This is a genomic window from Silvanigrella aquatica (assembly GCF_001907975.1).
GTDB classification, from domain to species: domain Bacteria; phylum Bdellovibrionota_B; class Oligoflexia; order Silvanigrellales; family Silvanigrellaceae; genus Silvanigrella; species Silvanigrella aquatica.
This window is the reverse complement of the sequence record NZ_CP017834.1, coordinates 877,973-901,427: the sequence shown is the minus strand read 5'-3', so window position 1 is coordinate 901,427 and position 23,455 is coordinate 877,973. Positions and strand designations below refer to the sequence as shown.

The window sequence follows — 23,455 nt, the reverse complement described above, 5'->3', positions numbered from 1 at the left end:
AAAGGCGTATGAATAACTCAAGCAATTTTTTTTGTGTTTGGAGCATTTGACCTTGTCACATTTAAAAAACCAAAAACTTAATCATTTTAGCAAGTTTACAGAGGACACCCCCGAATTAATGGCGGATCGAAAAAATGATCACATTCGGATCTGTCAAACGCAAAATGTAGAATCAAATGCCGAACTTTTTGCAAAAATGAACTTTGTACCCGAGGCACTCCCTGAGCTTCATTTTTCAGAAATCAACACAAAACAAGAGTTTTTTGGACAAACCTTTGATCTTCCTATTCTTATTACAGCTATGACAGGTGGTGTGGAAAAAGGGCAGGAAATTAACGAAACATTGGCTTTAGCTGCTGAGAAATTCAATATTCCCATGGGATTAGGCTCTCAAAAAATGATGATTAAAGAGCCTAAATTCAAAAAACTATTTGATATTAGAAAAACAGCTCCAAAATTATTTATAATTGGAAACTTAGGCGCTGTCAGTCTAAATTATGGCATTTCTCTTGAAGATATCCAACGACTGGTTGATGATTTAGAGCTAAACGCTTTTGCCTTACATCTCAATGCTCTCCAGGAGTGCATACAACCTGAAGGTGAAAGAAATTTTGCAAATTTATTGCAAAAAATTGAAATTATTGCAAAAACCTTACCTGTTCCGTTACTTATAAAAGAAGTGGGATCGGGGCTTTCCCCCTCTACGTTTCAAAAACTCGTCAATGCAGGAGTTTCTGGAATTGATGTCGGCGGCAAAGGGGGAACCAGTTGGGGCTATATTGAAGGTCTACGAGCAAATAAGGAAGGCGAACGATTAGGAGATCTCTTCCGAAACTGGGGTCTCCCCACAGACGAGTCACTTATCGCTTGCGCGAAAGTGAAAAAAGATTTTCAATATAATGTCCCTTTAGTTGCCACCGGTGGAATGAGAAATGGTCTTCATGTCGCAAAAGCAGTGGCTGTTGGTGCAACTATGGTTGGAGTTGGTTTACCTTTGTTTCGCGCAGCGGTGTCTCCCTTAAAAGGAGAAACTCCATTAGAATCGGTTGAAAGGGAACTGTCTTTTTTCAAAAAATCCCTTTCTATCACTATGTTTTGTTCTGGAGCGAAAATGCTTTCAGATTTAAGTTCTCGCATTGTGCGGGAAAGCCTATAAGCTAAAGGTAAAACAGATGATCAAAGACAATCAGCCTTTATCCGTCATTCAAGCGGAAACTGTCGCAAAATCAACACATTCCCATCATGTGAACTCCTCAAGCCGTATACCTAATTTTGCCCAAATGAATTCAAAACAACGCTGCCAAGCGCTTGTTTCTAGAAACATCTTGACTCAAGAGGAAGCTCATTTTTTAAATAATTCTGGAGCCTTATCACTTAATCAGGCAGAAAAATTTATTGAAAACTGTATTGGAGGTTTTACACTCCCTTTGGGCATTGCAACCAATTTTCTAATTGACGGCCAAGAAATATTCATCCCTATGGCTGTTGAAGAATCCAGTGTTGTTGCCGCAGCAAGCTTTGGTGCCAAATTAGCAAGAACCTGTGGAGGGTTTTTCTCAGAACCCACAGAAAATATTGCCACTTGCCAAATCCAATTTATTGTAGATGCGTCAATTAATATTCACGCTATCTTCCACGAGTATCTCAAAGAGCAAATTTTTACTTATGCTCACCAATCCCAACCGAGACTGGCACAACGAGGGGGTGGAGTTAAATCCGTTGAACTCAGATCTCTAGCAAAACCTGGATATCATGTCATACACATTAACGTAGATACCTGCGAAGCAATGGGAGCAAATATTGTCAATTCCATTGCAGAAGAAGTCGGTCGTAAATTGCCGGAATTGTTACCTTGTGCTGTAGGCTCAAAAATATTAACAAACTTAACCATACACCGCGTTACAAAAGTAAAATGTGAAATTGAATTTTCAGCATTAGAACGTGATGGCTATTCCGGCGAAGAAGCAGCAAAAAGAATTTGCTCTGTCTGGGAATTTGCCGACTTAGACCCCTTCCGTGCGGCGACGCACAATAAAGGCATTATGAACGGAATCGATCCCGTCGTTATCGCAACCGGAAATGATTGGCGTGCCGTAGAGGCGGGCTGTCATGCTTTTGCCTCACTCAGTGGGACTTACAAACCTCTGACAAAATGGTTTATTAACAACAACAATCGTCTCCAAGGGGAAATCGCTCTCCCCATTGCCGTAGGAACAGTAGGAGGAGTTACAAAAATTCATCCTTCCGCAACGGCATGTTTGAAACTCATGGGTTCTCCCAGTGCCTCGAGGCTGTCGGCACTCATTGCAAGCGTCGGACTGGCGCAAAATCTCTCTGCTATCCGCGCTCTTGGTTGTGAAGGAATTCAAAAAGGGCATATGGCATTACATGAGAAAAACCTTGAAATGATGCGTCAATACGATCATCTTCCAAGCATTTCGGTTGTTGAAGACCAAATCGACAAACAATAAAGAAGCTTATAAATGAATCGATTTAATGTATGTATTCCTGCAAAAGCGTTACTTTTTGGGGAATATGGGGTCTTATACGGCGGAAGGGCACTTGCTGTTACCTTTTTTCAAGACTATTTCCAAATATCGGCTACCTTAAAAAAACAAAGTAACAATTGCCAAATAAAAATTAATAGTGATTTTTTTAACAGTCAAAGTTTAAATATTTCAAATGAACAATTTATTCAGGAAAATAAATCTCCACTTGATCGTGACTCTTTTTTCTTTGTTAATTTATTAAAACCCTGGCATCTGCATTTAAAAAATTGGGATCTTGAATTTCATATTGAAAATTCATTTTCACCATCCCTAGGATTTGGCTCTTCCTCAGCGTTAATTGCGGGATTTTCTAAAATATTATGGCAAATGATTTATAATAATAAAGATTATTTAACCAGCACTCTATTTTGGAAAAATGTGCGCACTTCCATACAAAATATTCAAGGGCAGGGCAGTGGTTATGACGTTGCTGTGCAACTTGCCGGCTCAAATATAACGGACAAAAATGTAATTCAATTTTGGAGTTTCCAAAATCAAGAAGGTTCTGCTATTCCAAAAATTGAAAGTTTTTATCCAAAAGAACATATTTCAAATCTAGGTTGTTTTATTGCAACTCATATTTATTCCGATACAAAAAAAGCATTAAAAAAATTTCAAAGTGAAAAAAATAAATTAAATTTTGCAGCACAGCATTCAGATATTGCAAATGAGCTTTACAATCATAATTCATTTGAAGATTTAGCCCTGGCAATGCAAAAATCTTTAAAAATAGCTCAAAATCAAGAAATTATTCCTACGGAATCGGAAAGTTTTAATAATCTTCTAGCCAAACTTGATTTATTTCATATTCCCTTTAAAACTATGGGCGCTGGTCATGGCGATTGCATATGGGTTTTAGCAAAAAAATCTGCATTAATTCAAAATTGTCAAATTCCAGAAAAAAATATTTCATTTGCATTTGAAAATTATGGGTCGTAAACATGAATCAAAATCTCATTACAGATATCCCGGCATCACTAAAAAAATTGCAAAATAAAATTTTGGAATTAAAAATCGCTGAAAAAATTATAATTCAAAATGGTGATCTCGGATATGCTTCTGCACCAAGCAATATTGCTTTACTAAAATACTGGGGTAAAACTCTGGGTAGAGAGCAAATTCCTATAAACTCAAGCATAAGTTATACTTTAGGAGGATTTCGTTCCTTCACAAAAGTAACAGCTTTAGGACGTTTTTTTCCCGATGAAATAAAATCCGATGCGCTTTTTTCAAACCAATTGATTTTGAAAAATAAGAATAATGAAATTATTCAAATACCGCATAAAATGGACAGACTTATTAAATCTATTTTATTTCCCTTTGGTAAAGAAATTTACCTTAAAATTGATAGTTATAATAATTTTCCAACAGCATGCGGCATAGCCTCAAGCGCTTCTGGCTATGCCGCGTTAGTTGCTGCTATTGCTGATCTTCTACAATTACAAATTCATTTTACTGAGCAGGAATTAAAAATTTGGCTCACGGAATGGTCTCGACTGGGCAGCGGCTCAGCAACCCGAAGCGCCCTAACCGGAGATGATAAGTTTTTTGTCAAATGGGAAACACCCTCAGATCATAAAATAGATTTTTCTGAAACTCAAAATTTAAAATATCATCCTAAATGGCGCACTCTGCAACATGTCGTTTTTATTCTTGATAGCAATGAAAAAAGCACCTCGAGTTCCGAAGGACATAAATTCGCAGAGACCTCACCTTTTCATAAAATTCGTGTTGCCGGAATTCCTTCACGAATGAAATTAATGGAAAAAGGTTTACAAGAGTTCGACTTTGATTTTATTCAATATCTTTCCGAGGAAGACGCCTATTCTATGCACGCTGTTATGCAAACGGGCGAGCCTAAAGCTTGTTACTTAAATAATGAAACAGCAGAAATTATTTCTATATTTGTAAAACTCCGTAATAAATATGAAGCAAAAGCATTCTGGACATTGGATGCAGGACCCAACCTCCATGTCTTATTTATGCCCGATTCTCTTTCTTTCGTTCAAGAATTTCATCAAATTGCACAAAAGTTTCTTAACAGAAAAATTAATAATATTGTCAATAATTTTAATGAGTCACTCATCATAGGAAGAAGCGAATACGAAAGGATAGAAAACAGGGCGCATCTCACAACAACGTTATCGTGAGTTTCATTATTTCATAAGGTCACCGAAAATGGATTATCTATCAAATTCCCTTCTTAAAGCGTCTGCAGCCGGTAAAGCCATCTTAATCGGAGAGCACTCTGTTGTTTATGGCTATAAAGCCATTGCCATGGCCTTACCTGACGTCCGTTTGCAAATTTCTCTGTTACCTCCAGACGCCTCTAAACATATGACCTCATGGGATGAAGCTTGGCAAACGCTCATTAAAGGACAAATCATTGAACCGGGACAAAATATCACAGCTTTACTTAACAAAGCATTTCATAAAGCTTTATCTCTGTGCGGTTTAGACAATGATATGCAATTTTATAAACCACAAAGTATTCTTGTAGAGTCCGAAATTCCACTTGGCGGTGGAATGGGAAGCAGCGCTGCCATCAGCACTTGTTTCGTTAAAATTGCAGAACAAATTGCACTTCAAAAAAATAAAATAAATAAAAAATTAACCATTGAACAACAAATTGAGTTTGCAAATGAAATTGATTGTTACTTCCACTTTGGTAAAGCAAGTGGCCTCGATGTGGCGGCTGTTGCCAGTGATGGTATTATTGAGTTTATTAAAGGAGCGCCTTTAAAATATTTAAAAAATAAAAAGGAATTCTGGCTTGCTCTCATTGACACCAAAGAACGTGGCGAAACAGCAACTATGGTTGCAGGAGTGGCAAAAAAAATTCAAACGCATCCTTTAGAAACAAAAAAATGCCTAGAAATACTTGGTATTTTAGCTGAAGATGCCGTCACTCATATTACAGATGGCAATGTTATTGAACTGTCTCAATGCTTAAATACAGCGCAAATTCAACTTAATCAACTTGGTGTTTCAACACCAAATATAGAGGAAATTATTTTAAAATTAAAAAGCCAAGGCGCTCTTGCAGCAAAATTAACAGGAGCCGGAGGAGGTGGATTGGTGCTTGGCTTATTTGCGAATGAACCCAATCAATTATATCATGAATTTGATAAGGATTCTTTATTTATAACCCGAGTCCCAGCACATGGAACAGAATAAATCAAAAATAAAAAAAAATTCTCTTATACCAAGCGATCCCCGTTTAATTTCTCTACAAAATCTTTTACATACATCTGACTTTCTCGCAGAATGGACACAGAAAGAACTCTCTACTGATTTAAATGATGTGGTCACTCATTTTCTTCTAAGTTTTACAAGTATTCATACTAAAAGAAGTTATTTAAATGATTTAAAAGATTTTATTTATTTTGCCAGTTCTCATCAAGTACATATTCATAATGTCTCTCAAATTGATGAAAAATTATTAATACTATGGCATAACTCTTTAAATGAAGAAAAAAATTTAACTCAAAAAACAATCCGAAGAAAATTAAATGCCCTCTCTTCCTTGCTTGAATTTTGTCGTAAAAGAAAATTAATTTTACAAAATCCAATGCAATTCATTAAAAAACCCAAATATGTTGAAGAAAGCAAGACAAATGCTTTTACTATTGATGAAGTCAAAGAAATACTTAATTATTTAAAACAAGAATGTGAGAGGTTAAGCTCAGAAAACACTCAATCGCGCATTTATAAAAGTACCTTATTAAAATATACCATTATGGTTACTTTATTTTCAGTAGGTATGCGCGTTGAAGAATTGTGTTCTTTAAAAATAAAAGATATAGAATTTTGTAGCGATTTTACAAGAATAAAAATGATGACGAAAGGGCAAAAAGAACATTCTCCTCTTATTCATGCAAAAACAGCAGAAGTTATCAAAAATTATATCAATTGCATCCGTTTAAATGCAAAAGAAGATGAGTATTTATTTATTCGTATTCAAAATGTTTCGGACAAAAACAAACTAAGCCAAGTTGCCATTTATAATATTGTAAATGAAACAGCAAGAAAAGTGGGTATTGAAAAAAAAGTCTCTCCCCACAGTTGCCGGGCTTCACTGGCCACAATTTTGCATAATCAAGGTGTGCCTATTGGGCAAATTCAAAGCCTTCTTAACCACAAAGAAGTCACAACAACAGCAATTTATGTCAAAAAAGCAAATGAATTAGAAGAATCAGCTGCATTAAAATTAAATTTATTGAAGCTGAAATGATTCGCGGAAATAATTTTTTACAGCATTGTACGCCTGTATTTTACGAAATTCCTTATCGCCATGCTCAATGTCAAAATTTACAAATTTACGGGCATAAATTTGCAAAGCATCTTTAAAAATAAAACTATCGACATATCTATTCCTATCATTCCAAAAGCGAAATGCCGTATAAGCAAAATATCTATTTTGCGAACCATAATTGTCATTTAATCTTAAAATATTTCCAACATAGTCCATAATTTGAAATTTTGAATGATCCTGATTTACTTGAAAAAGCCATTTGTATTGATTTTCAACAAATCCTCCCGTGGGACAATATTCATTTTTTACCCATTCCCAACTGACACTTTCTTTTCTTACTGATGAAGAAATATAACAAACTTGAGGCCCCTCTCTGTTATGCCCATAACTTGAAAATAAAGTGTTATTATGAGCATTAAAAAATGTAGAATAATTCGATAAATCTGAAAAATATTCTTCATAAATATTTCCATGCTCTGTAGGATAAATTGTATAATAGTCTGCAGTATAAAGGGGATCTACAGAAAATTGAATGAAAGCACTTGTTTTATTTTTCTTTATTTCAAAGCTATTGTTTAAATTAACAACTCTATAATAATCAATTTTCTTTTGTGTATAAGCATAATAATTATTATAAAGGTGTAAAGTTTCATTTGCAGAAGATAATAATTTAAAAGAATTTTTATCTGATTGTAATGTCCATCTCTGTTCTTTCGTATTTAAATCACATATTTCTAATTTCACGTAATTTGAATCTTGAGAATTTCGAGGAGCTGTCAGACAATAATATTGATCATATTGCCCATCAAATATTTTCGTTATCAATTGACCAAATTCTGTAAAACTCCATAAAGCGCTATTAGTATCGCAAGTAGCACCATAGAGATATTTGTTATCAGGAATTAAACAAAGTTTCATTTCAAAACTTGTAATATTAATTTTGCTTTTAGTTCTTTCTAAAAATGATGTCGGATTTTCAATTCTCTCCTTCTTCTGTAAAAATTGGGGGTCGGGACAAATCAGTTTGGGTAATACCCTACTTTGCATATTGAGCTCTCTTTTTTCACGATGAGAGTTACTATTCAGCACAACAAAACTTACAGTTCCCGTATTATTATCAGGCCGGTAACAAGCAAAATCTAAAGTGGGGAGATGATGCTCAAAATTATGATTTCGAATGGTTCCCAAAGAGAAATTATTTTCATGTACTGTAGGAATTAAATTTCGTTCTGCATTTGCGTTGGGAATTATTTCTACGGGATGATATCGAAAATCTTCATTATTAAAAACGTAACGCGTCGCCGATAAAATACTCTCAGGCCGTATAAACTCAATTGCTGAAAACTCATATTCATCGATAAATTCATTTCTGCGTCTTTCTAATTCAATGCGTCTTTGCGGATCGATTTCAGCTTGTAAAGTCCGTTCAAAAGTAGCGGTTACATCTACAAAATGCGCTTCAGGAACGATTTCATAAATATAAAACTCTGAAACTTCCCATGTTCCTAAAGCATATCTATCACCATAATCATGAGCATAAACCAAGCTTGATGTCGTACTGATAAATATACTGGATTCTGCAAAATTAGTTGTAATACCAGGAACTTGTCCATCACCTAAAATATGCGAAGCGAGATCGCGACTTCCCTGCGAACCTCTTCTAAATCCCTCTTTAAATTTAATATCGGGTTTTGAAGGACTGGCTCGGTAAACCACTTTGGGAGGGGATCTTTCGTTGTTTTGTGCGCATGCTGCTGTGGATTTTAGGAAATTTTTTTGTTCGAAAAAATTTCCTATAAGACATAAGATAAATACGAAAAAGACATTCTTCATCCGTGAAGCCTCCCATATGAAAATAGTTTGATATTTTTGATAAAAAAATATCAAACTATTTATTAAAAATTTTTTAAAATAAAATCAAATAAAATTTTATTGCTGATAAATTAAATTATAATAATAATTTCTGACCGCATTAAAAGATCTTGTCAGTTTATTTAAATTTCTTGCATAACTGCGATCCAATGATGACATTCTATCTGCAAAAATCATAGCAGGAATATTAAAGGTAAAGGACTGGTTAAAGTAACTATTATCGTAAAATCCATGATTGTCCGCAGTATATACAAAATTTTGATTGGGAGAGAAATTTTTATTCACTCTCAATACATTAGCCCCAATATCAGATATTTCATAGCTACTATCGTTTAAACTTCTATGTAGTATCCATTTAAAATCATCACTGACCGCAGACTTTAACGAGCAATAATTACTTTTAACCCATCCCCAAGCACCACCACCCGATTGAATTAAGGAAGAAATATAGCATAATGAGGGGTATTCATTTTCATTTCCATTGGTAGAAAACAAAGCATTATTATGAGCATTATAATAGTTTTTATATCCATTTAATAGCGCCGGTTTTTCTACATACACATTCCCACTTGCTGCTGGATAAATTGTTTCTCCTTCTTCTGTGAGTAAATGTGGAATTGAAAATTGAATAAAAGGCTCTGATAAATTTGCTTTTAAAACATCTGCATTCACAAGCGAGAGTTTATCTTTGTTCTCTTTATCCCTTAAATAAGTTATTTTATACTTATCATCATGTGCATGAAGAATTTTATTTGAATTTGACTTTATTATGGATTGACCTTGTTCTGTGAATTCTACTTTCCATAACTGCTTCGATTTTGTTAAGTCACAAATTTGTACTTTGACATAATCGTAATTATCTATACTATTTAATTCAGTCAGACAATAATATTGATCTTTATAAATATCATTTACTTGTGTTATAATTTGACCAAATTGAGTAATATACCAATTCTGTGCCTGAGAACATTCTGCAAGTAGAACATTATTATATGGATATACTGTGAGACAATATTTTTTACCCGCAGAGTTTTTAACTTCAATTTTTATGGATTTTATATCTGTAAATTCAGGATTTTTTTTATTTTGAAAAGGCTTTATAAAACACTCTTGATGAGTTTGCAACCCCTCTCTTTTGTAACGACGAGGGGGCAAGGGAGGAGGAGTAAACAAAGGGGATCCCCTATGAATAACAAAAGGAGTTCCCGTATTATTAGGATTAAATAAACAGTCCTTATTCACGAAAGGATATTCAACCCCATCGACTGTTCCTAAAGGATAATTATTAGGATGAATTTCGGGCATAATATTTGTCTGAGCATTTTCATTAAAAATGGTTTCACGATGCTCATATTCTCCTGTATCAAAATTTAATTCATAACGCGTTGCCGCTAATATCGTTTCTGGTCGAATCATATAAAGAGCAACATATTCATATTCGTGTGTAAACTGACGGCGCAAGGATTCAAGACCGGCGCGCCTTCCCAGATGTTGCGTTTCCGATAAAGTTCTTTCATAGGTTGCTGTGACATCAATAAAATTATTTTGTGGTATAATTTCATAAATATAGTAATAATCCACTTGCCAGTAAGTTTGCGCATACATAGCCGCATAATAATTTGCATATTCAAAATTTGAGGTCGTGCTTATCATAGCCGTGCTAAGATCTCCCGTTTCACTTCCTATATGAAGCGCTAAATTAGTATGTCCTTCACGAGAGCGAGAAAATCCATTTTTAAAAACTTTATCGGGTTTTGAAGGGGTTGCACGATAAACAACTTTGGGTACAGAACGAAGATTTATTCCCTCATTGTCCATGCCATATATATAGATCGGATTAACCGCAATAAAAAAAAGAATATGAATCAATTTCAAAAAATTAAAGACATTTTTATATTGCACTAACTTCTCCTTATAAAAAAAATTTAATAACAAAAATTAATAAAATAAATTTTTTTATCAAAATCAAATTTTTTAGTTAATTTTTTATTATGACTAATTTTATAAATAGAATAATTATTACCTTACAAATAAAGGCTTGATATTATCATCATTTTTAATATTCGAAACCAACTCAAAATATGGATTTTTTATGTTTAAATTGTCAAAAATTGAATTTAGCAAATAAGAAAGGCGTATCCCCGATTTTTTAATTTGCATATCAATAATATCAGCACGACTTGATTGATAATTTTTCCATCCCTCTTTAAATTGCACACTGAAAGTCGCCTTATCAAATTTATTTAATGACTTAAAGACAAGATCACTATAAGCATATTTCACTGCTATTTTGTAAGAATTTATACTCCAAAATTCAATGCTTTCTTCATTTTTATCATTCAATAGACGATTTTTTAAATTAACAAAATCAGATGATTCAAAAATATTTTTAGCGTTTTTATCAGTTGCCTCCTTTTCTTCATCGGTATAGTAACCTAATTTTGATTTTTCATTATTATAAGGAAATTGCAAATAAATGCCTAAGGAACCATCCCATATTTTATGTAAATTATTGGCAACACTTGAAGTGACATTTATATTTTGAAAGGTCACAGGTTTATCAATGATAATTTTATTTCCACCTTCGTCCGCCTCATTTTTAGAGACCAAGGAGGCATTATGCAGAGGCTGCCCGATATCTCCCACAATATGAATGATCATTCTTACTGCAATAGCTTTATTGGCATCGCTTGTACTTGTAACAAGCAATGTTTTTATGGAACTCTTAAGACAAGAAATGGAGTTTTGGGAATTTTTTTCCATAATCATATTCAGTTTTTCCATAACTTCTGCATCTGTTATTTTTTTACCAATTTTTTCTTTTGTGAAGGGAATATCAATGTAATGACAAGAAGAAAGATCGTTATTAATATCTTGATCTTTATAGCTCTTAATATCATCCGCCCATGATGCCGCAGTGTCAAATCCATTTGTATTTTTTGAGAGTTCAAAACTGCCGGGATAATCAAGAGGTATGTTGAGCAAACGCTCAACGGCTTTATTCGTTTTTTCCGAAACATTTTTAGATGCTATAGAACCAATCAATTGATGACTCTGATCCCAAAAAGCATGAGCCGATGATGCAATAAAGGAGCATACTAAAAGACTCGAAAAACAAAATATCTTTTTCATCTCACACATCCTCTAAAAAAATTAAAAAATAAGAAATATCTTCGTTTTTAACTCATAATCCTTTAAACTAGAACTATCTCCTCATAAGGAGAAGAAAAAAGGAGATTTTCGCTATGAATTACAAATTTAAAATAATCTTACTTACTTTAAATTTACCTTTTATTTTTGTCGCACTTTCTTCTTATGGTATTGTTGAAAATACTCAAGAACCGGTCGCTCAAAATAAAATGGAAAAAAAGAAGAAATCGACAAAAACATCAAAGCAACAAAATCAACAAAAAAATCAAACAAATGCAGAGCCGACAGTTCCAAAAGGCGATGTTGAAGTTGTTATGATTACAAGTTTAGGTAAAATTAAACTCGATCTATTTAAAGAGAAAGATCCAACAACCGTAAACAATTTCTTAAACTATGTCAAAGCAGGTTATTACAATAATACTATATTTCATCGCATCATTGATGGTTTTATTATTCAGGGTGGAGGCTATGACACGAATTTTAATCTGAAACCAAACACGAGCACTCCTATAAAAAACATGTCCTCCCTCGGATTAAAAAATTTAGCAGGAACCATTGCTATGGCGCGAAAACCTAACTTTCCCGATACAGCCACCTCTCAATTTTTTATTAACTTAACAAATAATACAAACCTTGATTATACAAAAGAACAGGAAGGCTATACTGTTTTTGGAAAAGTGATTGTGGGAATGGATATTGTTCAAAAAATTGCAAAACAAAAAATTGGTCAAAGAGAAGGAATGTATAATGTTCCTTTTTTTCCAGAAGAGGCCTTAATCAAATCGGTGACAATAACGGAATCTCTATAAATTCCCCATTTTCTTCATGATATTCAATATTACTATTAAATAAATTTCGAATATGATTTAATATCTCATCACCATTTTGAGTAAAAAATTTTACAGTGACTTTATCTGTAAAGTTAGGCTTTTCATACTTTATCTTATTTATTTTCAAAAAATTTTCTAACTTATCCCACTGCGAATATTCTATGCTTAAAACAAAGGATTGATGAGATTTGAATTCGACAATTCCTGAATATTTAATCCCGTTTTGCGTTGCAGCAGTATAAGCACGGATGAGCCCGCCCGAACCTAGTTTGATTCCACCAAAGTAACGGGTAATAACAACAGCAACATTTTTTAAATCAGTTTTTTTTAAACACTCTAAAATGGGCTTACCCGCTGTTCCAGAAGGCTCTCCATCATCACTGGAACGTACAATTCCCGATGTTAAAATATGTGCCGTACAATTATGAGTAGCGTCCCAATATTTTTTTTTAATTTGACTAAAAAAAAAGCTAACCTCATCCTCGTTTGTAACCCTTTTCAGAGTTGCAATAAATTTTGATTTTTCAATCACAATTTCACTTGTCGAATTTATTGCTAAGGTTTTATAACAAGAAATCATAAATTACTGCTTTTTAAAAAAGAGTGTGATTTCTTGTTTGTTATTATACAAATGGTATGCATAAAGGAATTTACATGCTTTATTTTTAAAAGAGTTTACAATGTATTCAAAATCATCATTAAACTTTTCTACGGAGTGAATTTTAAATGTATAAATAATAATTCCATTTTTATTTAAATAAACAGATTTATCTGCACAAATATCCGCAGAAAGAGGCGAAGGACCATTTAAATCACAAAAAATGGAGTCGACATGAATTCTTTCCTTAAAATCTCTTGCATCCATTTTGTAAAAATGAACATTTTGTTTTTTAAGTAAATTTTTATCGAGATCTGCTTTATCCACAGCCCAAATTTCGCACTGACGCTCGGAAAGTTCATGGGTAATGCCACCGGGAGCAGCCCCTAATTCCAACCATTTTTTAGCTTGGCTTAAATTAATGTCATTGAGCTGTAAATTTTCAAGACTCTCAACAAATTTAGCAGCGGCACGACTGGCAATTTTCTCGTTTGACACACCAATATAACGCCTGCCTCCCGCAAAATAACTTCCTGCCTCCTGTGGTGTGGTAATACCTGCCCAAGTGCATTTTTCGGAAATAGCAACGACTAAAGTTGTATTACGTGCGGGCTGCATGTTCGGTTTTTTTGTCCATTCCGTTAATAATTTAGGTGAAGTTACTTTGGTGATTTTATCCTTAACCACTTGTAACAGACGTCCACGTAAATTAGAGGCAAGGGATTGATCCTTACGATCCAAGGAGAAAACAACGACATTTGTAAATTTATGATCAGAAAATTTTGCAGCAACGCCCTGAGCGCACTTTTCAATATAGCCGCTTTGAGTTGATTTGGTGGGCCACATATACTGAACAGGAAGCCAATACCTCGAGAATATTGTTTCCGTTTTATTTTCTTTCGTAAAAGATTTATCCAATAAAACACTATAAAAATTGTGTCCTAAAGACTTAAATTCTGTACCCCCAAACTTAGCAATCCGTTCCTTCCAAATAGGAAAAAAGTCTTTACTCACATGGGTTAGCCAAAGATTGGCTTCATTTTTATGCATATTCATTGCAAGAATCATCCTGATATCAGTAAGTTAGGATATCTACTTGAGTGTTTTCATGAGCGAGCCGTTAGATATCACTTGAGGCAAACTGCACTCTACACATTTTGCCCTGACAAGCAATCTCTTAAACACAAGATTGTCACTTCCAAGGAAAATTTTCTTTTAAACATGATATGATACAGTCATGAATTGTAGGAATCAAAGATCAGACGGTAATAAATAAAGTCTCTTAATGCTTATATTTAGATCAAATTATTTGGAGTGATATTCAATGTTCCGAACAAGAAGTCCAATGGTAAGGAAAGCAGAAAAAACGACTTCTTTTATTACAGTATTATGGAGATACATTCTATTTTCCTCGTTTTTTTGGATTATATTTTCCATAATATGTTTTATAATAGCTTATAACCCTGAATACGGTGAAAAATCGAGATTATTCTTTTTTTCTTCCTGGCAAATTTCTCTATCGTTTACATTTGTACTTTTAGGAATTTTATTTTTTTCTGGATTATTAGGTGCTATAGTTTCTATTCCAGCTATTATTTTAAAAATAATCATGAAAATTCAAGTTGAAAAAAGAAGTCGCAAAGGTCAAAAACCCGTTATTCTCATTTATTCTTCAACCTATTTTCCTATTCTTTTTTGTATTATATCGCATCTAGCTGCTTTGCTTGTCAGTACTAGCGCTGCACCACAATATATGCGTAATTGGTTTAGAAGCAGCTCTAAAATTTATGAAATGCAACAAAAAATTCATAAAGAATTATTTGAAATCAAATCATCTGAAATTTATTCTAAATGGAAAACAGCGGCCAAAGATTTAAATCCAAATGCAAAGTTTGTTTTTTTAATGCCACAAAAATTACTCATGTATAAGGATTCTTTTTCTGAAACAAAATCAATTTTAAGTAATGAAAATACATGGCTTTTATATTCTTCAAAAAAAGAACTTATCACAGCATCCATCTTAGATGAAGTTTATTTTGCAGACGAAAGACTTTTTATTCCTGCACCCATTCAATTTCATAATGAAAATTATATCGATAAATATTTGAAAAAAAATTTTAAAACAAAAAATTTTATTGGTATTAATGGAAAAAATCTAACTAATTTTAATAATATTTTTCAAAAAGATTCTATGAATGAGTATTTAAATGCAAGCTGGACAAATATATTTTTAAATAGAATCGCATTATCACAACCTCATTTCTTAATATTCTATAAAATTGGTTTTATAACACCTATATTTCCAGCATGGAAGTGGGATAATTTAACAAATATTAATAGCCATCTTCTCCTTTCCTATGCTAAAAAAATTACAAATATAGATAAAAATAAGGAAAATTTTTTATTATTTTTAACAGAAATGGAAGATATTAATGAAAATGGATTCTTCCACTCCATTGAGTGGCCACAAAATATTACTAAAGAAGAATTTGAAAGAAACCTTAAAAGCATAGATATCTATTTATCTAAAGCAATACAAGCTTTAAAAGATTCAGGGCATGAAAATATTATGGTCATGCCTTATAGCCAAAAAGAAAATATGCTTGAATTTGGCAAGGGATATTCCAATTCAGACTTTCAAAACTTGCTTATGTATCCTGAAATTATCAACCAACAGTTTATTAAAAAATCATCTATTTATAGCTGTAACCCCATTGCTTTAGACTACAATTTAAATAGTACTAAAAATTTTACTCATAAGGCTAATTATTTTTTATTAGATACCATAAACTCAAAACATGATAATTATCCGAACATAAAAAAAGATTACTTACTTGCCATTCGAAATCAAATAAAATATGGCGTGATATGCCAAAGCCCTAAAAAAGCAACATATTTAACATTAAAAAAAGAAAATATTTTTAATAATAATTTATATTTCCAAAAGAATTCATTTAAAAACATAAACTATCAAATATTCAGTCCTTACGAGAAAAAACCTAAAAAAATTGAAAATGACGCTACCAGTCAAACAAAATCTTTAAAAAGTGAAGTGAATTATAATGAATTTTTTAAGCAGTTTGACGTATTTAAAATAAATCCTGATCCCAGTATGCCTTATTTAACATTAACGGATTCAGAAAGAGAACAATTTATTAAAGTTTATGGTAATGAAGTTAAAAATAAATTTTATTCTTATATTAATTTTTCAATAAAATAGGTCTTAGATTATGCCACCTCGTTCTTCTAGACTTTCAAAATGGTCAATTTATATTATTATTTCATCACTTATATTACTATGTTTAATAATGATATTTTTAAGTATTATTTCCTTTTACCCAATACAATCTGTAACAGCTAATTTTAATAATGCGCATTTTTCAAGACTCATTGCTCCTTGGCCGATGTCGGCACTAGAGCAAGAATTACTAGAAAGAAGAAAATTAAGAAGATATGCAAAGGCTGAGCAAATGCGCAGAATGGAAAAACAACTCCAACGAATGGAAAATTTAAACATCCCCATTTATGATTTGTTTTTAGATGCAAATGCAGAAATTTCAAACTCGAGATATATCACAGCACCCGACGACACGTCCTTTTTGTGGCCTGTTTTACCTGGAAGAAAAGTATTTTATAATCCGAATAATCCCAATTTTATTCGCAAATCTTCTTCTGTTATTTTTCCAAGTTATCATTGGAGCTCCATAAGCGAAGGAGTACTTTTACTTGGAGGAGAAGAAATTAAAGCAACTATTCCAGTTGTTAAAGGGAGAAGATCATTTAGTTTTAATTTATTTCTTTTATCTCCTGGAAGTATTCGTATTAATTTAGGTCAATATGTTTGGGCAAAATCATTTACCGATGATGACGTTCAAAAAAGAATTAAAATCTCAATTCCTATTAATGACTCGACGGCAGCGAGTATAAGAATTATGAGTGTTTCTTCAAGTTTTTATATTCTAAATGCCAATGTAAATCATATCGATCACACCGGGCGTTCACCCATTCGTGTTTCTAATTCCAGTCAATTTTGGATGCCAAATAAATCATTAATAATTACAAACCCAAAAAAAGAAAATATAAATTCTAATGATGACAATAATGATAATGATGAATTTGATGATGATAAAATTCCAGATGAAATAAAACCTGAGGAAGTTTTACAAAATCATCCTCAAAATAATATAAAGTCACAAGCTAAAAAGACAGAAGAAACTGTTCAAGACCCTTTAAAACAATCTTCAAATCCTCAGCTTATTACCAATGATTCCTATACGACCGCTTTTGGTTATAATATTTTATATATTCAAACGCCAAAAATTTCTGAAAATATTTTAAAAAATAAAAAAATATTCAATCATATTGCTCCTTCATTATCGTCTATCATGGATCAATCCGTTATTTTTTCAAAATCAATCTCAATCTCTGATAATACAAGCGAAAACTTTAGAAAATTTATTTTTTCAGATCATAATTTCTTAAATTCAGAAAATATTTTTATTTCAAAAGAAGAAATTAATGAATATAAATCAAAAAACATATACCAAGAACTGAGAAAGTATGGATATAATATTGTAGGAATTTCTCATCCTGAGTCCTATTACTTTAATAAAAATATTTCTGATTCTTCGGAATTTACATCAATCTATGGAAGATGGCTTGAAAGAAACGATTGGACTTTTGCAAAAAAGAATATTCAAATTGACGATCGCAATATTCCTGCCTCAGGATTAGATGCTATTTTTAAAACAAACCCCAAAGGAATTGCGGCTCCCTTAACGGCAAAGGATTTTCCCATAATTTCTAAATATCTTGGGAATGTAGCACAAAATATAGACAATGTTCCCGATTGGGGCACTAATGAATTTCTCTTAATCAACAATCAAGACTTATATATTCCACGAGTTATAGAAGCTTTTCAAAATTGGACATCAGAAAATCAGCAGTCACGATTTTTAGCTCATATTTTACTTGATACAGAAACAAATTTAATAAGACCTACTTTAAAAGATTTAGGAAAATCCATTACAACATTAGGATTTTCCTCCATAGTTAATCCTTTAAAAATTGATGAATTAGCAACTGTTTCCTATATTGATAGAGCCATAGGACAAATAATTGATACAATTAAAGCGAGAAAAATTGAACATCGAACTATTATTTTTGTCCTTATACCTGTTGAAAAAAATGATGGTAAAAAATCATTTTTAGCAACTGGTATTTTTAAAATTCCAGGATTAATACCAAAAATGTCATTAAATTTCGAAAATATTAATATTAATGACATTTCTGCAACACTTCTGTCCACAGTTGGGATCCCAATTGGAAGAAACATATTAAGTAATAACAATGACATTACAGGAATCATGCTAGAAAAAACAACTCCTAATGAATATCAGGCATTAAAACAAAATATGATACCAAGAAAAAATAACTATATAAAATATACTATGTCTATTAAACCAGATGAAAATAATTGCAGTCCTTTTTATTGGACTGCAAATTCAGACTCCATTTTTAGTGTGCATTCCAATTTTCCTATATACCAACTGATTTCAAATAATCTCATTGAATTTTTTCCGTGCTCTATTAAAAATAAATATATAAATTTAAGTTGGTATCAGAAAAATGAAAATAAGTTGGAAAATAATTCCAATATTGAAGGTATTTTAGGAGGAAGTTTTCAATATAAAAGAAGCTTAACACCACTACCTCATTTTTACTTTGGCAAAAATTTTGTTCCTTCTGATAGTATTTCTTTTTACTTTGATTCCATGACTTCCAATAATGTTGAAGAAATTTTTTCTGTTGATGAAAAAAATTCTAAAAAATGTCAAAAACAACTTAAAGATAGTTTTTCTGCCATCGATACATTTGAAAGTAAAAATATTGAAGATCCTTCTTTATCCAAGAAAACAAAAGTCGGATTTTTTATCACCCCTTTATAGATTTGTCTTAGGCAAGTTTTTCATTTTATAGAATTATACCTTTGCCGATAACCACTTTTGAAACTCATGCAAAAAGTGGGATTGCAATTTATGCGAAAAATTTATTCCATAAAGAATTTATTAAATTTAATAATCATAATTTTGATTATTCCCAATCCTGTTTTTGCAGAAAGCATCCCCACGAATTGGAATGGCGTTCGCCCTTCAGGAATGGGAGGCGCTTTTACGGCAACCTCAAATGATGAAACATCGGTTTTTAATAACCCTGCGGGTTTAAGCGAAACACGGAACCCCACTCTTAAAAAAATTGTGCAAGATATCAATCTTCTCGATGCAGAAGTCGGTGGAAATACACAAATGCTGTCCAATATGCATAGCGATCCCACGGGTTGGGGTACGGATTTTATCAATTCAGCTAAAAATAATCCCGGCAAACAATCGTATTTTTTATTTCAAAGCTTTGAAGAAATTATTCTGGGAGCTAAAAACTCAGCAACTTATTTAATTGGCTTTCCCATTCGCAGTGAAAATAAAATGGCATTTGTCGACACAAGCAATCCCACAAAAGCTTATACGGTTTCAACCACTACTGTTTCAGGAGCTTTTGCAGTCGCTGGAGCAACTCAAAGGGGTCTGTTTCGTTATGGGCTTTCCGTACGTCCTAATTACCGGCTTGATTATCAAAATAATACACTTGATACAACAAATATTTTCTCAACAAATGATCTTGCGAATGTCGTTACTAATAATGGCCAACAAACCACCGGAGTCGGACTTGATGCAGGCTTTACCATAACAGCAGCAGATTTTTGGTTTCCTACTTTTGGCATGGCCTTAAGAAATATTCCGACAGGATGTGTTAATAATTATATTAATCCCATTAATCAAAATGTTGAAACCATGTGCGGCTCCGTTCGTACAGGTGGTTCAAGCAATTCAACTACAAACGCCTCCAATGTCGATCCCACAGAAGTTCGCGTCGGCTTTTCATTAACTCCAAGAGGAAAAATTTCAGGATCTAAAGTAAATTTAAGATTATCTGTAGATGTTTATCCTTTACCCATTCAAATTGATGGGAATAATTATGGAGTTGATGGCATTGACACCAACCGCTTAATTCACGCAGGTGCAGAATTGTTTTTTGGTAATGTTCTTATTCAGCAAGGATTTGCCCTGAGAGCTGGTTATATGGAAGGGGGAGCTACTTTTGGAACTTCGTTGAGTTTAGCATTATTTTCTATTGAATATTCAACTTATTTAATGAACGATACTTTACCACAACCTAACAACACAACAACCACCAAGATTGTTGAACGCAGACACTTGCTCGCTATCTCCTATCACTGGTAACATCCCATTCATTGTTAGGCATTTTAATGCCCTCATTTACGAATTTATAATAAAAAAGGAATTGATATTGAAAAGACTCATAACATGTAAATTCGCCATTGGCTTAAATTTTATATTTTTACTTTCAAGCTGTACAAGCTTAAATGGAAGCAAAGAAAATGTAAGTATTGTCAACACACACAACGTTCCCCCAACACCAACAGTCATTCCACAAAATAATATAAAAGCGAATGAAACAAATGATAAAGAAGTTAAAGATATCTTTTTAAAAACTAAAGAAATTGAAGAACAATTCATTACCCAAAATTGCACTGAAGTTCTTGTAAAAGCAAAATCACTGGAAATATCATCTCTTAAAATGCCTTTTAATTCATTTCCTCCCCTTGCTCAAGCCGCAATATATATCTGCGATGCCCGAGCAGGCTTAGACAACAAAGAACGCGTTCAAAAAGCCATCAGCTTCTTAAATGGATTAAAACTTCGTTATCCTGTTATAAATGAAGCTTGGTTACACAATACCCTATCTGATTTTTATTTAGCGATAGGTGATAAACTCAATGCTCTTGTAGAAAAAAGAACAGCGCGAGATCTTATTTTAGCACAACAAATCGATATTTCAGCATTAAATGCGCAGATATTGCAACTGAACCCCCTTGAACCCGGCTTGCAACAAAATAGCGGTATCTTTAACGGCGGTGATCCCAATAGTTTAAACCTTGAGCAAATTGCGACAAATGCAACTCAAATGTTAAATAATGACTCACCTGAACAAGCCATTGCATTAATCGATGCTGTTCCTCATGATAAACGCAACGATACTTTAAAGAGAATTCGCTCTGATGCCGTTAATGCCCTTGTTATGAACTTAAGATTTAAAGTAAGAACACTATTTGTGCGTTCGACACAACAAACGGGAGCTCCTCGAAAAGAAACTCTCACGCAGTGTAAACAAATTTTGGAAGGTATCATAAAAAGTTATCCTGAATATTCAGATATGTCCGCCGTACAAAATAATCTCAAACAAGTCCAAAGAGAATTGGCAAAACCTTAAAGCTTAAAGGCTATGATTATGATTGAAACAACTCTACTTAATGAACTCTATTCTGATTCCTTTGCGTCTTTAAATGATTGCTTTGATAAAATTTCTTCTTGGCTCAAAGATGAGAGCATTGCCCACGAGGATAAAGAAGAAGTTCTTCTTCTCATTAAAAACAAAAATATTACAGAATTGAGAGATCGATTTTATCGCGATTTAGAATTCGGAACAGGCGGTATGCGCGGCGTTATGGGCATGGGAGCAAACCGCATGAACCGTTACGTTTTAAGACGAGCTGTTCAAGGAGTGGCTAACTATATTTTAAAATGTGGAGAAGAAGCTAAAAAACAAGGAGTTGCAATAGCTTACGATAGCAGAAACAATTCTCGCTTTTTTGGCCATGAAGCGGCGAGCGTACTCGCAGCCAATGGCATTCACTCCTATATTTATCCCACCCTACAACCAACTCCCTGTCTATCCTTTGCCATTCGCAAACTGGGATGCATCAGTGGGTTCTGTATTACGGCAAGCCACAATCCTCCCGAATACAATGGCATCAAAGTTTATTGGGATGATGGAGCACAAATCATCCCTCCTCAAGATGCTGAAATATTAAAAGAAGTCTTTAGTATTCAAGCCTTTTCCGACACAAAATACATGCCGTTTCAAGAAGCGCAACAAAAGGGGTTAGCGCATCACATATCAGAAGACATTCTCACATCCTATTTTGAAACACTGAAAGGCCTCAGCCTCGCCCCCCATGTTCCTAAAAATGTCAGCATTGTCTACACTCCTCTTCACGGAACTGGTAAAATTCCAACCCTAAGAGCATTAAACTCTTGGGGTTTTGAGAATGTTTTTGTAGTCCCCGAACAAGCAGAACCCAATGGCAACTTTCCTACCGTAAAAAAGCCAAACCCCGAAGAAAGTGAAGCTCTGGCTCTGGCCATTAAATATGCCACAGAACGTAAAGCGGATTACGTCTTTGCCACCGATCCCGACTCCGATCGCCTGGCCATCGTTTCCCATGAACCTGTCCTAGCAAAAGGAATTATGAAGCACCAAGCCGTTGGTGACTATGTGATTTTAAATGGCAATCAAACAGGAGCTCTTCTGGTAAATTCTATTTTAAGTAACAGAAAAAAAACAGGAAAGCTTAATTCAAATCATAAAATCGTAAAAACAATTGTAACATCGGATCTATTAGAAAAAATATGCTCTGAATTCGGAATTGAAATATTCAATACCCTCACAGGCTTTAAATGGATTGCCGGATTGATCCGCAGCTGGGAAGAAAAAAACAATGGTTTTGAGTATTTATTCGGTACAGAAGAAAGCTTTGGCTTCATGCCAAACAATAATGTACGTGATAAAGACGCCATCGCGGCCATATGTCAAGCCGCTGAAATGATAGCTATTACAAAAGAAAAAAAACAAACATTGTGCGAAAATTTATTTGAGATTTTTAAGAAACATGGAGCTTGGCAAGAGGACTTGATCAGCATCGATCTCTACGGTGAAGAAGGCTCTCTTCGCATTAACCGGATGATGAAAAGCATGCGAGAGTCTCCCATGACAGAATGGGCAGGCACAAAGGTCACAAAAATTTACGACTACCTCGATCCCAAAACACAAAAAGAACAAAATATCGCAAAATCCAATGTTTTAAAGATGTTACTTGAAGATGGCAGTAAAATTTCAATGCGCCCCAGCGGCACCGAGCCCAAACTCAAATTTTATATTTCCGTCTGCTCAAAAAACTCCAATGTAGAAGAATCTTATATGAATTCCATAAATAAAATCAATAATTTACGCAAAGAAATCTATATTTTTGTAAATAAAGTGAAGTAAATTTTCTTAAAATTTA

At 33.3% G+C, this 23,455-nt stretch carries 17 protein-coding genes; 12 read left to right on the top strand and 5 right to left on the bottom strand.

The window, feature by feature from the left end:
- The first annotated feature begins 52 nt into the window (after nt 1-52).
- The 6 genes from fni to AXG55_RS03810 are packed head-to-tail and all read left to right on the top strand — an operon-like array spanning nt 53 to nt 6,783.
- Complete coding sequence (gene fni / locus AXG55_RS03835; RefSeq protein ID WP_148696810.1) at nt 53-1,156, top strand: type 2 isopentenyl-diphosphate Delta-isomerase; 1,104 nt, start codon at nt 53-55, stop codon at nt 1,154-1,156.
- Between the two features lie 16 nt (nt 1,157-1,172).
- Nucleotides 1,173-2,471: a hydroxymethylglutaryl-CoA reductase, degradative gene (locus tag AXG55_RS03830; RefSeq protein ID WP_148696809.1), complete on the top strand. Its 1,299-nt coding sequence runs from the start codon at nt 1,173-1,175 to the stop codon at nt 2,469-2,471.
- A 12-nt stretch (nt 2,472-2,483) separates the two neighbouring features.
- Nucleotides 2,484-3,488: a mevalonate kinase family protein gene (locus AXG55_RS03825; RefSeq protein ID WP_148696808.1), complete on the top strand. Its 1,005-nt coding sequence runs from the start codon at nt 2,484-2,486 to the stop codon at nt 3,486-3,488.
- 2 nt (nt 3,489-3,490) lie between these two features.
- A complete protein-coding gene (gene mvaD / locus AXG55_RS03820) occupies nt 3,491-4,699 on the top strand; it encodes a diphosphomevalonate decarboxylase (RefSeq protein ID WP_148696807.1) in 1,209 nt (402 codons plus the stop codon).
- 28 nt (nt 4,700-4,727) lie between these two features.
- The gene (gene mvk / locus AXG55_RS03815; RefSeq protein ID WP_148696806.1) at nt 4,728-5,726 is read left to right on the top strand and encodes a mevalonate kinase; all 999 of its coding nucleotides are present in this window, start codon (nt 4,728-4,730) and stop codon (nt 5,724-5,726) included.
- Nucleotides 5,713-6,783 (top strand): tyrosine-type recombinase/integrase, encoded by a 1,071-nt coding sequence (locus AXG55_RS03810; protein ID WP_148696805.1) that lies wholly within the window; start codon nt 5,713-5,715, stop codon nt 6,781-6,783. The genes mvk and AXG55_RS03810 overlap by 14 nt, the downstream gene beginning before the upstream one ends.
- Here AXG55_RS03810 and AXG55_RS03805 read toward each other — a convergent pair.
- From AXG55_RS03805 to AXG55_RS03795, 3 genes are all read right to left on the bottom strand, one after another.
- Nucleotides 6,766-8,637, bottom strand: coding sequence for a ricin-type beta-trefoil lectin domain protein (locus AXG55_RS03805; RefSeq protein WP_148696804.1), 1,872 nt, complete (start codon nt 8,635-8,637; stop codon nt 6,766-6,768). The genes AXG55_RS03810 and AXG55_RS03805 overlap by 18 nt on opposite strands.
- A gap of 96 nt (nt 8,638-8,733) precedes the next feature.
- Nucleotides 8,734-10,578: a ricin-type beta-trefoil lectin domain protein gene (locus tag AXG55_RS03800; RefSeq protein WP_148696803.1), complete on the bottom strand. Its 1,845-nt coding sequence runs from the start codon at nt 10,576-10,578 to the stop codon at nt 8,734-8,736.
- A 117-nt stretch (nt 10,579-10,695) separates the two neighbouring features.
- Nucleotides 10,696-11,808, bottom strand: coding sequence for a S1/P1 nuclease (locus AXG55_RS03795; protein ID WP_233231360.1), 1,113 nt, complete (start codon nt 11,806-11,808; stop codon nt 10,696-10,698).
- Between the two features lie 113 nt (nt 11,809-11,921).
- On the opposite strand from AXG55_RS03795, the gene AXG55_RS03790 reads away from it, so the two are divergent.
- On the top strand, nt 11,922-12,635 hold the full coding sequence (locus AXG55_RS03790) for a peptidylprolyl isomerase (RefSeq protein ID WP_233231359.1): 714 nt from the start codon (nt 11,922-11,924) through the stop codon (nt 12,633-12,635).
- Here AXG55_RS03790 and AXG55_RS03785 read toward each other — a convergent pair.
- Nucleotides 12,604-13,236, bottom strand: a complete 633-nt coding sequence (locus AXG55_RS03785; protein WP_148696801.1) for an IMPACT family protein — start codon at nt 13,234-13,236, stop codon at nt 12,604-12,606. The genes AXG55_RS03790 and AXG55_RS03785 overlap by 32 nt on opposite strands.
- Nucleotides 13,237-13,239: 3 nt before the next feature.
- Entirely contained in the window at nt 13,240-14,310 is a 1,071-nt protein-coding gene (locus AXG55_RS03780; protein WP_233231358.1) for an SAM-dependent methyltransferase, read from the bottom strand.
- A gap of 268 nt (nt 14,311-14,578) precedes the next feature.
- Here AXG55_RS03780 and AXG55_RS03775 point away from each other — a divergent pair, with 268 nt between their 5' ends.
- The 5 genes from AXG55_RS03775 (at nt 14,579) to AXG55_RS03755 (ending at nt 23,439) form a co-directional block, all read left to right on the top strand.
- The gene (locus AXG55_RS03775) at nt 14,579-16,474 is read left to right on the top strand and encodes a hypothetical protein (protein ID WP_148696799.1); all 1,896 of its coding nucleotides are present in this window, start codon (nt 14,579-14,581) and stop codon (nt 16,472-16,474) included.
- A gap of 10 nt (nt 16,475-16,484) precedes the next feature.
- Nucleotides 16,485-19,202, top strand: a complete 2,718-nt coding sequence (locus AXG55_RS03770; protein WP_148696798.1) for an alkaline phosphatase family protein — start codon at nt 16,485-16,487, stop codon at nt 19,200-19,202.
- Between the two features lie 90 nt (nt 19,203-19,292).
- A complete protein-coding gene (locus AXG55_RS03765) occupies nt 19,293-20,552 on the top strand; it encodes a hypothetical protein (protein ID WP_148696797.1) in 1,260 nt (419 codons plus the stop codon).
- A 67-nt stretch (nt 20,553-20,619) separates the two neighbouring features.
- Nucleotides 20,620-21,603, top strand: coding sequence for a hypothetical protein (locus AXG55_RS03760; protein ID WP_148696796.1), 984 nt, complete (start codon nt 20,620-20,622; stop codon nt 21,601-21,603).
- Between the two features lie 18 nt (nt 21,604-21,621).
- Nucleotides 21,622-23,439: a phospho-sugar mutase gene (locus tag AXG55_RS03755; RefSeq protein ID WP_233231357.1), complete on the top strand. Its 1,818-nt coding sequence runs from the start codon at nt 21,622-21,624 to the stop codon at nt 23,437-23,439.
- The last annotated feature ends 16 nt before the right edge of the window (nt 23,440-23,455 follow it).

What these genes read in the sequence shown, in the direction of transcription:
- AXG55_RS03830 (WP_148696809.1), top strand. Translation starts at nt 1,173, where the DNA reads ATGATCAAAGACAATCAGCCTTTATCCGTCATTCAAGCGGAAACTGTC.
- AXG55_RS03825 (WP_148696808.1), top strand. Translation starts at nt 2,484, where the DNA reads ATGAATCGATTTAATGTATGTATTCCTGCAAAAGCGTTACTTTTTGGG.
- mvaD (WP_148696807.1), top strand. Translation starts at nt 3,491, where the DNA reads ATGAATCAAAATCTCATTACAGATATCCCGGCATCACTAAAAAAATTG.
- mvk (WP_148696806.1), top strand. Translation starts at nt 4,728, where the DNA reads ATGGATTATCTATCAAATTCCCTTCTTAAAGCGTCTGCAGCCGGTAAA.
- AXG55_RS03810 (WP_148696805.1), top strand. Translation starts at nt 5,713, where the DNA reads ATGGAACAGAATAAATCAAAAATAAAAAAAAATTCTCTTATACCAAGC.
- AXG55_RS03805 (WP_148696804.1), bottom strand. Translation starts at nt 8,637, where the DNA reads ATGAAGAATGTCTTTTTCGTATTTATCTTATGTCTTATAGGAAATTTT.
- AXG55_RS03795 (WP_233231360.1), bottom strand. Translation starts at nt 11,808, where the DNA reads ATGAAAAAGATATTTTGTTTTTCGAGTCTTTTAGTATGCTCCTTTATT.
- AXG55_RS03790 (WP_233231359.1), top strand. Translation starts at nt 11,922, where the DNA reads ATGAATTACAAATTTAAAATAATCTTACTTACTTTAAATTTACCTTTT.
- AXG55_RS03785 (WP_148696801.1), bottom strand. Translation starts at nt 13,236, where the DNA reads ATGATTTCTTGTTATAAAACCTTAGCAATAAATTCGACAAGTGAAATT.
- AXG55_RS03780 (WP_233231358.1), bottom strand. Translation starts at nt 14,310, where the DNA reads ATGAATATGCATAAAAATGAAGCCAATCTTTGGCTAACCCATGTGAGT.
- AXG55_RS03775 (WP_148696799.1), top strand. Translation starts at nt 14,579, where the DNA reads ATGTTCCGAACAAGAAGTCCAATGGTAAGGAAAGCAGAAAAAACGACT.
- AXG55_RS03770 (WP_148696798.1), top strand. Translation starts at nt 16,485, where the DNA reads ATGCCACCTCGTTCTTCTAGACTTTCAAAATGGTCAATTTATATTATT.
- AXG55_RS03765 (WP_148696797.1), top strand. Translation starts at nt 19,293, where the DNA reads ATGCGAAAAATTTATTCCATAAAGAATTTATTAAATTTAATAATCATA.
- AXG55_RS03755 (WP_233231357.1), top strand. Translation starts at nt 21,622, where the DNA reads ATGATTGAAACAACTCTACTTAATGAACTCTATTCTGATTCCTTTGCG.